Annotated in this window: 17 protein-coding genes; 12 read left to right on the top strand and 5 right to left on the bottom strand. The window is 53.2% G+C overall.

Going from position 1 to position 11747, the window contains the following annotated elements; genetic code table 11:
* Positions 1-21: 21 nt before the first annotated feature.
* The 10 genes from fliJ to rcsA all read left to right on the top strand — a co-directional run bounded on the left by fliJ (position 22) and on the right by rcsA (position 6768).
* Complete coding sequence (gene fliJ / locus FCH32_RS12445) at positions 22-465, top strand: flagellar export protein FliJ (RefSeq protein WP_115258827.1); 444 nt, start codon at positions 22-24, stop codon at positions 463-465.
* Entirely contained in the window at positions 462-1676 is a 1215-nt protein-coding gene (gene fliK / locus FCH32_RS12440) for a flagellar hook length control protein FliK (protein ID WP_174360988.1), read from the top strand. Before fliJ ends, fliK begins: the two co-directional genes overlap by 4 nt.
* Before the next feature lie 104 nt (positions 1677-1780).
* Entirely contained in the window at positions 1781-2248 is a 468-nt protein-coding gene (fliL, locus tag FCH32_RS12435) for a flagellar basal body-associated protein FliL (protein WP_115258829.1), read from the top strand.
* A gap of 4 nt (positions 2249-2252) precedes the next feature.
* Entirely contained in the window at positions 2253-3257 is a 1005-nt protein-coding gene (fliM, locus tag FCH32_RS12430; protein ID WP_115258830.1) for a flagellar motor switch protein FliM, read from the top strand.
* A complete protein-coding gene (gene fliN / locus FCH32_RS12425) occupies positions 3254-3667 on the top strand; it encodes a flagellar motor switch protein FliN (RefSeq protein ID WP_096757515.1) in 414 nt (137 codons plus the stop codon). The genes fliM and fliN overlap by 4 nt, the downstream gene beginning before the upstream one ends.
* The gene (gene fliO / locus FCH32_RS12420) at positions 3667-4044 is read left to right on the top strand and encodes a flagellar biosynthetic protein FliO (protein ID WP_174360987.1); all 378 of its coding nucleotides are present in this window, start codon (positions 3667-3669) and stop codon (positions 4042-4044) included. Before fliN ends, fliO begins: the two co-directional genes overlap by 1 nt.
* Positions 4044-4781, top strand: coding sequence for a flagellar type III secretion system pore protein FliP (gene fliP / locus FCH32_RS12415; protein WP_115258832.1), 738 nt, complete (start codon positions 4044-4046; stop codon positions 4779-4781). Before fliO ends, fliP begins: the two co-directional genes overlap by 1 nt.
* A gap of 9 nt (positions 4782-4790) precedes the next feature.
* A complete protein-coding gene (gene fliQ / locus FCH32_RS12410) occupies positions 4791-5060 on the top strand; it encodes a flagellar biosynthesis protein FliQ (RefSeq protein WP_115258833.1) in 270 nt (89 codons plus the stop codon).
* An 8-nt stretch (positions 5061-5068) separates the two neighbouring features.
* Complete coding sequence (gene fliR, locus FCH32_RS12405; protein WP_153879683.1) at positions 5069-5863, top strand: flagellar biosynthetic protein FliR; 795 nt, start codon at positions 5069-5071, stop codon at positions 5861-5863.
* Positions 5864-6144: 281 nt separating this feature from the next.
* A complete protein-coding gene (rcsA, locus tag FCH32_RS12400) occupies positions 6145-6768 on the top strand; it encodes a transcriptional regulator RcsA (RefSeq protein WP_115258835.1) in 624 nt (207 codons plus the stop codon).
* A gap of 55 nt (positions 6769-6823) precedes the next feature.
* On the opposite strand, the gene dsrB is transcribed toward rcsA, so the two are convergent.
* Positions 6824-7012 carry a protein DsrB gene (dsrB, locus tag FCH32_RS12395; protein ID WP_170974186.1) on the bottom strand — a complete coding sequence of 63 codons (189 nt, stop codon included), beginning with the start codon at positions 7010-7012 and terminating at the stop codon, positions 6824-6826.
* A 163-nt stretch (positions 7013-7175) separates the two neighbouring features.
* Here dsrB and yodD point away from each other — a divergent pair, with 163 nt between their 5' ends.
* Complete coding sequence (gene yodD, locus FCH32_RS12390; protein ID WP_096757522.1) at positions 7176-7403, top strand: YodD family peroxide/acid resistance protein; 228 nt, start codon at positions 7176-7178, stop codon at positions 7401-7403.
* A 206-nt stretch (positions 7404-7609) separates the two neighbouring features.
* Here yodD and FCH32_RS12385 read toward each other — a convergent pair whose 3' ends face one another.
* Positions 7610-7789 (bottom strand): YodC family protein, encoded by a 180-nt coding sequence (locus FCH32_RS12385; RefSeq protein ID WP_170973029.1) that lies wholly within the window; start codon positions 7787-7789, stop codon positions 7610-7612.
* 77 nt (positions 7790-7866) lie between these two features.
* Entirely contained in the window at positions 7867-8778 is a 912-nt protein-coding gene (locus FCH32_RS12380) for a DUF808 domain-containing protein (protein WP_115259966.1), read from the bottom strand.
* Between the two features lie 177 nt (positions 8779-8955).
* On the opposite strand from FCH32_RS12380, the gene yedA reads away from it, so the two are divergent.
* A complete protein-coding gene (yedA, locus tag FCH32_RS12375) occupies positions 8956-9876 on the top strand; it encodes a drug/metabolite exporter YedA (RefSeq protein WP_174360986.1) in 921 nt (306 codons plus the stop codon).
* On the opposite strand, the gene FCH32_RS12370 is transcribed toward yedA, so the two are convergent.
* Together FCH32_RS12370 and FCH32_RS12365 are read right to left on the bottom strand one after the other, a co-directional pair.
* Positions 9868-10335, bottom strand: a complete 468-nt coding sequence (locus FCH32_RS12370; protein ID WP_174360985.1) for a very short patch repair endonuclease — start codon at positions 10333-10335, stop codon at positions 9868-9870. The genes yedA and FCH32_RS12370 overlap by 9 nt on opposite strands.
* Positions 10316-11746, bottom strand: coding sequence for a DNA cytosine methyltransferase (locus FCH32_RS12365; protein ID WP_096757527.1), 1431 nt, complete (start codon positions 11744-11746; stop codon positions 10316-10318). The genes FCH32_RS12370 and FCH32_RS12365 overlap by 20 nt, the downstream gene beginning before the upstream one ends.
* Position 11747 lies beyond the last annotated feature (1 nt).

Genomic DNA, 11747 nt, shown 5'->3' with positions numbered 1-11747 from the left:
TTAAGCAGGAGAGCATAGGTCATGGCACAACATGGTGCACTGGCAACACTAAAAGATCTGGCTGAAAAAGAGGTCGATGACGCCGCTATCTTATTAGGCGAAATGCGGCGCGGCTGTCAGCAGGCAGAAGAACAGTTAAAGATGCTGATCGACTACCAGCACGAGTATCGCACCAATCTTAATAGCGATATGGGTCAGGGGATCACCAGTAACCGCTGGATCAACTACCAGCAATTTATTCAGACGCTGGAAAAAGCAATAGACCAGCATCGCCAACAGCTGAATCAGTGGACGCAGAAAGTTGACCTGGCGCTGAGCAGCTGGCGCGATAAAAAACAACGACTGCAGGCCTGGAAAACTCTACAGGACCGACAGACCACGGCGGCTTTACTGGCTGAAAACCGCCTGGATCAGAAAAAAATGGATGAATTTGCTCAGCGCGCAGCTATGAGGAAACCCGAATGATTACGTTACCCCAACTGATTACTACCGACACCGACGTCACCGCAGGGCTTCAATCAGGAAAGGCGGTTGATTCACCCGAGAACTTTTTAGCCCTACTGGCTGGCGCATTAGGCGCAGGCGACGCACAGGGAAAAGATGCCCCGCTGTCGCTGGCCGATCTTCAGGCTGCGGGTGGCAAACTGCAAAAAGGGTTGCTGCAAGTACAGGGCGATAACGGCCAGGCGGCGAAAATTACGGATCTGCTGGCACAAAAAGGCGGGATCACGGACGCGACACTTGCCGACCTGACCGATGCCCAGCAATTGCTGTCGGCACTCACGCCGTCGCTGAAGGTGAATACCCTGACGGCGACAGGCAAAGCCGCGCCACACGATGATAAGACCACCACGCTCAGCGATGAGGATCTGGCGAACCTGAGCGCGCTATTTGCGATGCTGCCGGGCCAGCCCATCACCACGCCCGTCGGTGAAACCGCATCCGCCCCGGTAGACTCCACCCTGGCCACACTGTTGCGCGGCAATTCGTCCGGCGGGACGGCGGATAACCGCGTCGAACTAACTTCGGGTGAGGTGAAAAAAGGTAAAGCGGATGGCGCGATGCACGCCGCTGGCGTTGACCAGACACGTAATCCTACTTTAACCCCACTGACGGCGGCGGCAACCGCCCACGCGGAGATGGAAAGCACTCCGTCCCCGGTAAGCGTTGGCGCGGCAATTACGCCACCGGCTGGGGCGCAAACGCACGCGCAGCCGCTCCCTGCAGCCGCACCGGTGCTGAGCGCCCCGCTGGGTAGCCACGAATGGCAGCAATCGCTAAGTCAGCACGTCACGCTGTTCACCCGTCAGGGCCAACAAAGCGCGGAACTGCGCTTACATCCACAGGACCTGGGCCAGGTGCAAATCTCCCTCAAGCTGGATGACAACCAGGCGCAATTGCAAATGGTGTCACCACATAGCCACGTGCGTGCCGCGCTGGAAGCAGCGTTGCCGATGCTGCGGACTCAGCTGGCTGAAAGTGGGATCCAACTGGGGCAAAGCAGCATCAGCAGCGAAAGCTTCGCTGGCCAGCAGCAGTCTTCTGCTCAGCAGCAACAGGCGGGGCGCACTCAGGGACAAGACATTTTTGCCAGCGAAGATGACGCCGCTCTGGCCGCCCCGGCCTCGCTGCAAGCCGCCGCGCGCGGTGACGGCGCAGTAGACATCTTCGCCTAACGCCAGAGGTAGCATGATTATCCGCGTCTTTTCCACGCTTTGTCGGGGACAGGACACGGGATAATCAGCCCATAAGCTGTACCGAAACAGGAAGCCCGTATCTGATGACTGACTCCGCGATTAACAAAAAGAGTAAACGCGCTATTTGGATCCCTCTGCTGGTGTTAATTACCCTCGCCGCCTGCGCAACTGCGGGATATAGCTACTGGCGTATGCAGCAGCAGCCGTCCGCCAGCGTTAGCGCGGAACCGGCCCCACCGCCAGCCCCGGTGTTTTTTGCGCTGGATACATTTACCGTCAATCTGGGTGATGCGGATCGCGTGCTGTATATCGGGGTCACGCTGCGTATGAAAGACGAAGCGACGCGCGCGCGCCTGAGCGAATATCTGCCGGAAGTTCGCAGCCGTCTGCTGCTGCTGTTTTCGCGTCAGAATGCCGCCACGCTCGCCACCGAGCAAGGTAAACAGCAGTTGATCGCCGCCATCAAAGAGACGCTCGCGACTCCGCTCGTTGTCGGGCAGCCGAAACAGGTTGTCACCGACGTTCTTTATACAGCTTTTATTCTGCGGTAAAGACATGGGCGACAGTATTCTTTCTCAGGCTGAAATTGACGCATTGCTTAACGGCGATAGCGACACCAAAGACGAACCTATTTCCGGTATTGCAAACGAAAGCAATATTCGTCCGTACGATCCCAACACCCAACGCCGCGTTGTTCGCGAGCGTTTGCAAGCGCTGGAGATCATCAACGAACGCTTCGCGCGCCAGTTCCGGATGGGATTATTTAACCTGTTGCGCCGTAGCCCGGATATTACCGTGGGTGCGATCCGCATCCAGCCGTATCACGAGTTTGCGCGTAACTTACCGGTACCAACCAACCTGAACTTGATCCACCTGAAACCGCTCCGCGGTACGGGTCTGGTGGTGTTCTCGCCGAGTCTGGTGTTTATCGCCGTCGATAACCTGTTTGGCGGTGATGGACGCTTCCCGACGAAGGTGGAAGGTCGCGAATTTACGCATACCGAGCAGCGCGTGATCAACCGCATGCTGAAGCTGGCGCTGGAAAGCTACAGCGACGCCTGGAAAGCGATCAACCCGCTGGAAGTGGAGTACGTGCGCTCGGAAATGCAGGTGAAATTTACCAATATCACCACCTCACCAAACGACATTGTGGTGAACACGCCGTTCCACGTTGAAATTGGCAACCTGACCGGTGAATTTAACATCTGTCTGCCCTTCAGCATGATTGAACCGTTGCGCGAACTGCTGGTTAACCCGCCGCTGGAAAACTCGCGCAATGAGGATCAGAACTGGCGTAATAACCTGGTGCGTCAGGTTCAGCATTCAGAGCTGGAGCTGGTGGCGAACTTTGCCGACATTCCGCTGCGTCTGTCGCAGATTTTAAAGCTCAAACCCGGCGATGTGCTGCCGATTGAAAAACCCGACCGCATTATTGCTCATGTGGACGGCGTGCCTGTGCTGACCAGCCAATATGGCACCGTAAACGGTCAGTATGCGTTACGCGTAGAACATTTGATCAACCCGATTTTGAATTCGCTGAATGAGGAACAGCCCAAATGAGTGACATGAATAATCCGTCCGATGAGAACACTGGTGCATTGGACGATCTGTGGGCTGACGCGTTAAATGAGCAAACAACGACCACGGCTAAAAGTTCGGTAGATGCGGTATTCCAGCAGTTAGGCGGCGGGGACGTCAGCGGTACACTGCAGGACATCGACCTGATCATGGACATTCCGGTCAAGCTGACCGTCGAACTGGGCCGCACTCGCATGACCATCAAAGAGCTGTTGCGCCTGACGCAAGGCTCCGTCGTCGCACTGGACGGTCTGGCGGGCGAGCCGCTGGATATTCTGATCAACGGTTACCTGATTGCTCAGGGCGAAGTGGTTGTCGTCGCAGATAAATACGGCGTGCGTATCACTGACATTATTACGCCGTCTGAACGTATGCGCCGCCTGAGCCGTTAATGATGAACACCCAGGCTACCGTCTCTCAGCCCGCCGCCGTTCCCGGCTCACCGCTGGTGCAGGTCAGCGGCGCGCTGCTGGGCATAATCCTGTTGATCCTCGCCGCGGCCTGGGTCATTAAACGCCTGGGTTTTTCCCCGAAAGGGGCCGGTACACGCGGACTGAAAGTCACGGCCAGCACCTCATTGGGACCGCGCGAACGGGTGGTGATTGTTGAGGTTGAGGACGCACGTCTGGTGCTGGGTGTGACCGCATCGCAGATTAACGTGCTGCATACCCTGCCCCCTACGTCCGCGGTGCCCGACGAGAACCCGGCCCCCCCGGCGGATTTCCAGTCCATGATGAAGAGTTTGCTTAAGCGTCCTGGGAGATCCTGATGCGCCGTTTGTTGTCCCTCACGCTGCTCGGCTTGTGGCTGTTTAGCCCAGTGGCCGCGGCCCAGCTTCCCGGTCTGGTTAGCCAGCCACTGCCCGGCGGCGGACAAAGCTGGACGTTACCGGTACAAACGCTGGTGTTTATCACCTCGCTGACGTTCCTGCCCGCCATTTTGCTGATGATGACCAGCTTCACCCGCATCATCATCGTTTTCGGTCTGTTACGTAACGCGCTGGGAACACCGTCCGCCCCGCCAAACCAGGTGTTACTTGGACTGGCGCTATTTTTGACTTTTTTCATCATGTCCCCGGTGATCGACAAAATCTACGTTGACGCATATCAGCCGTTCAGCGAAGAGAAGATCTCCATGCAGGAAGCGATAGAGAAAGGCGCACAGCCGCTGCGTGAGTTTATGTTGCGCCAGACCCGCGAAGCCGATCTGGCACTGTTTGCGCGTCTGGCAAACAGCGGACCGTTACAGGGACCGGAAGCAGTGCCGATGCGAATTCTGCTGCCAGCCTATGTCACCAGCGAACTGAAAACAGCCTTCCAGATAGGTTTTACGATTTTCATTCCTTTCCTGATAATCGACCTGGTGATCGCCAGCGTATTGATGGCACTCGGGATGATGATGGTACCGCCCGCCACCATCGCGCTGCCGTTTAAGCTGATGCTGTTTGTGCTGGTTGACGGCTGGCAACTGCTTGTCGGTTCGCTGGCGCAAAGTTTTTACAGTTAGAGGCGCGAAATGACACCTGAATCGGTCATGATGATGGGCACCGAGGCGATGAAAGTCGCTCTTGCCCTCGCCGCACCGTTGTTACTGGTTGCACTGGTGACGGGGCTGATTATCAGCATCCTGCAGGCGGCAACCCAAATTAACGAAATGACGCTATCGTTCATTCCGAAAATTGTCGCGGTCTTTGTCGCTATTATTGTGGCCGGGCCGTGGATGCTTAACCTGTTGCTGGACTATGTGCGTACGCTGTTCAGCAATATCCCCTATATCATCGGGTAGACGCCGCCATGCTGCAGGTGACGAGCGATCAATGGCTTTACTGGTTGAACCTGTATTTCTGGCCACTGCTGCGTGTATTGGCACTCATTTCTACGGCACCGATCCTCAGTGAGCGTGCGATACCTAAGCGGATAAAGCTGGGGTTGGGCCTGATGATAACGGTGGTTATCGCCCCGTCCCTACCTGCCAATGACGTGCCAATTTTCTCCATCGCAGCATTATGGTTGGCGATGCAGCAAATCCTGATCGGTATTGCGTTAGGCTTCACCATGCAATTTGCATTTGCTGCTGTGCGTACGGCCGGTGAGTTAATTGGCCTGCAAATGGGGCTTTCTTTCGCCACATTCTTTGACCCCGGCAGTCGACTGAACATGCCCGTGCTGGCACGACTGATGGATTTACTTGCCATGCTGCTGTTTTTGACCTTTAACGGTCACCTATGGTTGATCTCACTGCTGGTAGACACGTTTCATACCCTGCCGATCGGCGGTCACCCGGTAAACAGTAATGCCTTCCTCGCCCTTGCTCGCGCGGGCAGCTTAATATTTCTCAACGGGCTGATGCTGGCGCTGCCGGTGATGACGCTGCTGCTCACGCTCAACCTCGCGCTCGGGTTGTTAAATCGTATGGCTCCCCAGCTCTCCGTTTTTGTCATTGGCTTTCCGCTGACCCTGACGGTAGGTATTTCTTTAATGGCCGCATTAATGCCATTAATTGCCCCATTCTGCGAACGATTATTCAGCGAAATTTTTAATTTACTTGCCGATATCATCAGTGAAATGCCCACAAATAATAACCCATAGTATTTATCCTGTTTTACTAAGGATTGTCCGAAATTAAAAAATAGACCACATCTACCAGGATAACGCTGCCGCGGCTTATTTGTTTTTGCCTTACTCACAGAACGCAACATTTACTTTACTTTAAGAAGTTTCCTGGCAAATTATACGCAACTTTACGGGATAGTAAATCCGCCTGAAAACAAGCAGTAAAAGCGTCATCTTGGGTTGTTATTATTCCGTTTAGTTGTGCAGAAATAATCAGGTAAGGGGAATTATCGTTACGCATTGAGTGAGGGTATGCCATGTCAACGATTATTATGGATTTATGCAGTTACACCCGGTTAGGGTTGACCGGGTATCTGGTAAGCCGGGGGGTGAAAAAAAAGGAAATCAACGGTATTTCAACCGTTGACGAACTCAGTATCGCCTGTGACGCACATCAACCTGCTGTGGTGTTTATTAATGAAGACTGTTTCATCCACGATCCGGCTAACAGTCAGCAAATAAAGCAGATCATTAATCAGCATCCCAGTACATTATTTATCGTATTTATGGCTATTGCCAACGTCCATTTTGATGAATATCTCTTGGTCAGAAAAAATTTATTAATCAGTTCAAAGTCGATTAAACCGGATTCACTGGACGAATTGCTTGGCGATATTCTTAAAAAGGATGCGGATATTGTTGTCGATGTCAATCTGCCGACACTGTCATTAAGCCGCACCGAGTCCAGCATGTTACGCATGTGGATGGAGGGTCAGGGAACCATTCAGATTTCCGATCAAATGAATATCAAAGCAAAAACCGTCTCATCCCATAAGGGGAATATAAAACGAAAGATCAAAACGCATAATAAACAGGTGATCTATCACGTCGTTCGACTCACCGATAACGTCACCAACGGTATCTTTGTGAATATGCGCTAGTATGTGCTGACTGGTGGGAATGTCACCAGTCAGCATCAAGACAAAAGCGGTATGATTAGTCTACCTTCTCCACAAAAATACCATCCTGATGACCTGACTCGTTAAAGAACCAGATACCGAGCGGGTAGTCTTCCAGCGAAACCAGGTACATGGTGCCTTCACTAAACTCCTCGATTGCCAGTACCCGGCCAGGCCGACGAGGACCGCCGTCCGTTTTGACTGTTACCCGATCATTCACCTTCATCATTTTCCTCCTGTGGCTTTGTGCCAGTGTAGAACAAATTCTATTTTCTGGCAGCGCCTGGCGTGCGCGATTGCGGGTTTTCTCGACGGTCTATACTTAGAAAGTGTGCGTTAGCGATTTTGCTGCATACACCCGGTATCCGTAACGGTTGAGAGGTAGGTGAATGAAAACCGCGAAAGAGTACAGCGAGACGGCCAAACGTGAGGTCAGCGTTGATGTAGACGCGCTGCTGGAGGCAATCAACGAAATCTGCGAGAGCGAGATTCATCGCAGCCGCGATGACCCGGATCGCGTCAGTGTTGACGGTCGTGATTACCATACATGGCATGAGTTAGCCGAAGCGTTTGAGTTGGATATCCACGATTTTAGCGTGACGGAAATCAATCGCTGACTTCAGGCGAAAAAAATCCCGGCCCTCAGTGGGTCGGGATCAAGCTTGCTTATGCAAGAAGCACTTGAAAATTCGTTACACCAGGAAATCTGATGTGAGGCCAACCTTATCTACAATTTTTTTGCCTGACAAGTAAATAATTCTCACCAAAATGATAAATATAACTAATGGTTGAGAGATCACTCACTTACGCCTGAACGTAATGTTCAGGCATCCTGCCGTTGTTGCCCTTTACCGGATGTCAGTTCATCTTCACGGAATGCTTCCCGTTTGACGCCAAAGCCATCGTACCAGCGACACTCGACCATGCCGCTAGCGTATCCGGTGACAATCATGCGTGGGCCACCCTGTTTCACGGTGACTTCCTCACTGACAGAAAAGACCATACCTGCCTCCTGTATCAAGAGAAACCTTTTCACCTTAGACGACAAGCAGCCTTTTTGCATAATCAGGTAAACAAAAATTAGTGTGAAACACCGCGCAGTTTTGCCACCATTTTCACCAGCAGTACCACAATGCCACCAATGATAAAGCCCAATACAAGGTTTAACAGGGTCGGAATCATCATTGAAATGAATGAATTCTGTTGCTGGGCGAACTGCTCGATCGCATGATGCAACGGTGCGATCCCGTGGACGACAATGCCGCCCCCTACCAAAAACATCGCCAGAGTTCCTACCACCGACAGCGTTTTCATCAGCCAGGGTGCCACCACCAGCAAGCCTTTACCCAGCGCCTGAGCGACCGCACTGCGCTTTTCAGCCAGCCAGAAGCCGATGTCGTCCAGCTTGACGATAATGCCAACCAGGCCGTATACGCCAACGGTCACCGCTAAAGCGATCCCTGACAGCACCAGAACCTGATTGAGCAACGGCGCATCGGCCACAATTCCCAGCGTAATCGCCACAATCTCCGCAGATAAAATAAAATCGGTACGTACGGCCCCTTTGATTTTATCTTTCTCAAAGGTCAGTGGGTCCTGCGCCGCCAGCTCTGCCAGACGCTGCTGACGTTCTTCCGGCGTTTCCTGATGTTTGCGCGCCTGCAGCGTATGCAGGACTTTTTCCACGCCTTCAAAACAGAGGAACGCCCCACCAATCATTAATAACGGGGTAATCGCCCAGGGAATAAAGGCACTGATCAGTAACGCCAACGGCACAAGAATAACTTTGTTGACGAAAGATCCTTTTGCCACGCTCCAGACGACCGGAAGTTCACGGTTTGCCCGTACGCCCGATACCTGCTGTGCGTTAAGCGACAGGTCATCTCCCAGAACGCCCGCGGTTTTTTTTGCGGCCAATTTTCCCATCATGGAGACATCGTCAAGCAGCGTGGCGATGTCATCGAGTAAGGTCAGTAAGCTACTTCCTGCCAAAATTTTCACCCTCAATATTATTTTTTTCCGTCATTAGTATGAAGTAAAAAACGTGATGCTGAAACTCACCTTTATGGTCAACAAATTTTTAACAACAACGGGCAATTATAAATCTCGCCAGCACGATAGTTTTGACGTTTACTATGTTGCGCCTTTTTATTTCCACCGTGAGGGATTATGCGTTTCAGGCAATTGTTACCGCTTTTCAGTGCGCTGTTCGCGCTGTACATCATTTGGGGTTCCACCTACTTCGTTATCCGCATTGGCGTTGAGAGCTGGCCGCCGCTCATGATGGCCGGCGTGCGTTTTCTGTCTGCGGGGATTTTGTTAACCGCATTTTTACTTCTGCGCGGCCACAAACTGCCGCCATTACGCCCGCTGCTCAATGCCGCACTGATCGGTATTCTGCTGCTGGCAGTGGGAAATGGGTTGGTCACCGTCGCCGAACACCAGAACGTCCCTTCCGGCATCGCTGCCGTGGTGGTCGCCACCGTCCCACTGTTTACGCTGTGCTTCAGCGATTTCTTTGGCATTAAAACCCGCAAGCTGGAGTGGATGGGCATCGCTATCGGACTGGCCGGGATCATTATGCTTAACAGCGGCGGGAATTTGAGTGGCAACCCCTGGGGTGCAGTGTTGATCCTGATTGGCTCAATGAGCTGGGCATTCGGTTCCGTGTACGGTTCCCGCATTACCTTACCCGTGGGTATGATGGCTGGGGCAATTGAAATGCTCGCCGCCGGTATCGTGCTGATGGGGGCCTCGCTTATCTCCGGGGAAAAGCTGACTACAATGCCATCTTTTTCTGGGTTTATGGCGGTCGCTTACCTGGCGCTGTTCGGCTCCATTATCGCCATCAACGCATATATGTACCTGATCCGTAACGTGAGTCCGGCGCTGGCAACCAGCTATGCCTACGTCAACCCGGTTGTTGCCGTCTTATTAGGTACCGGTCTGGGAGGTGAAAGCCTGGCGTTCATCGAGTGGCTGGCACTCGGAGTGATTGTTTTTGCCGTGGTGCTGGTGACGCTGGGTAAATACCTGTTCCCGGTCAAAGCAGACGCGGTCGCCGCACCGTCGGAAAAATCGTTACAGTAAATGAATACCCTGGGTGTCGATCTGCGCGGTAGCGCCACCGCTGCAGATCCACTCGACCACGCGCTCGGACAGCGCCTCATCGCTGAGTTTTTTTCGCCCTCGTATGGCGCACTCCCAGATAATGAGTACCCGCCAGCCAAGTGCCTGCAGTCTCTCGCGATCCCGCGCATCGCGTTCAACGTTTTTGCCTATTTTAGCCAGCCAGAATTGCGTGCGCGTCGCGGGGGTCTTGAATAAATAACACTCGTGGTGATGCCAGAAACAGCCATGGGTAAAAATAACACACTGATAGTCATCCACCACAAAATCAGGGCGGCCAGGTAACGCCGCATCCTGCACGCGAAACGTTACCCCCTGCTCTGTTAATACGTTGGACAGACGTTTCTCAATCGCCGTATCGCGGGTCGCGATTGCCCGCATATTTTTACTGCGCGTGGCCTTATCGTGAACGTCTGCCATGCAGACTCTCTTTCTCACGCAGCGCGACGGCCTGTTTGATTTTTGGCTCCAGCAGTCGGGCTACCGCCGCAAATGCCGGGACCACCACCGAATTGCCGAACTGGCGATAGGCCTGGGTATCAGATACCGGAATACGGAACTGATAACCCTGAGGCGACTCAAATCCCATCAGGCGCGCGCACTCTCGGGGTGTAAGTCTACGTGGTCGGTGCAACTGGTTGTGCGGATCGTCAAAATCCTGTTCACCCAGTGCCATATCCCAGCCACGGTCGATTAATATTTCTGCCCCGTCCTTGTAATAGCGCGCAGATAACGTGCGCGTTACGCTGTGCGGATTGCCAGGATATACCATGCCGTAGCCAAAGCCGTTCCCCCGCGCCTGATGCTTTTTCGCGTAGCGATATAAATATTTCCACAACACCGGCGTCAGGATGTATTTCACGTCAACGGTCGGTTCAAGCAGCTCGGCCAGCGTAATACGCCGCTGCGGGTAGCGGGTGACAATATCCCGTAGCGTAAAGTCATTTTTCAGATTCAGATCGCGTCGAAAGCCCACGAGGACAATACGTTCGCGATGCTGCGGTAAAAAGTGTTTTCCATCGATAATTTTAGGATCGTCCGGCCCGTTTTCCGCCGCATCCGCCACGTCATACCCTAACTCATCCAGCGTTTGCATAATGATGCGAAACGTTTTCCCCTGGTCATGGCTCTTCAGGTTTTTGACGTTTTCCAGCACAAAGATTGCCGGACGGCGGGCATCAATGATTCTGACCACGTCGAAAAATAGCGTACCTTGCGTATCACAGGCAAAACCGTGCGCACGACCTAAGGCATTTTTCTTGGAGACGCCTGCCAGCGAAAACGGCTGACAGGGAAAGCCGGCCAGCAGCACATCATGCTGAGGGACATGCTGGCGGATATGTTCAGCCGCCTCCTCATCGCTCACCCCGGCACGATGGCTTAACGTAATATCGCGAATATCTTCATTAAAATGGTGCTGGTCAGGATCGCAATAGTAATTCGCTTTGTAAGTACGCACCGCATGCTTGTTCCACTCGCTGGTAAACACGCACTGTCCACCGATCGCTTCGAAGCCGCGGCGAATACCGCCAATTCCGGCGAAAAGATCGATAAAACGAAAAGCATACTGCGGATGATGCACCGGCGGTGTCGGTAGCAAGGTCTTCAGGTGGGAATATTCACGATCGCTCAGGCGGTGCCATGTCTCGTTCGCCACCACACGTTTAAAGATGGCCGGGCTCCAGTGATGCTCACCGACGCCATTAAGGTGAGCCACCAGCGTTTTCACGTCGTAAATCTCAAGCAGCTTAGCCAACATCACCTGCACGGCGATCCCGGTATCCTCTGTCATCAGGTTTATGGTGCCTGTTACTGAAAAATTTTCCTGCATA

The sequence above is a fragment of the Citrobacter gillenii genome, assembly GCF_013337685.1.
Classification (GTDB): domain Bacteria; phylum Pseudomonadota; class Gammaproteobacteria; order Enterobacterales; family Enterobacteriaceae; genus Citrobacter; species Citrobacter gillenii.
The sequence above is the reverse complement of the archived record's forward strand: the minus strand, read 5'-3'. Positions and strand labels throughout refer to the sequence as shown.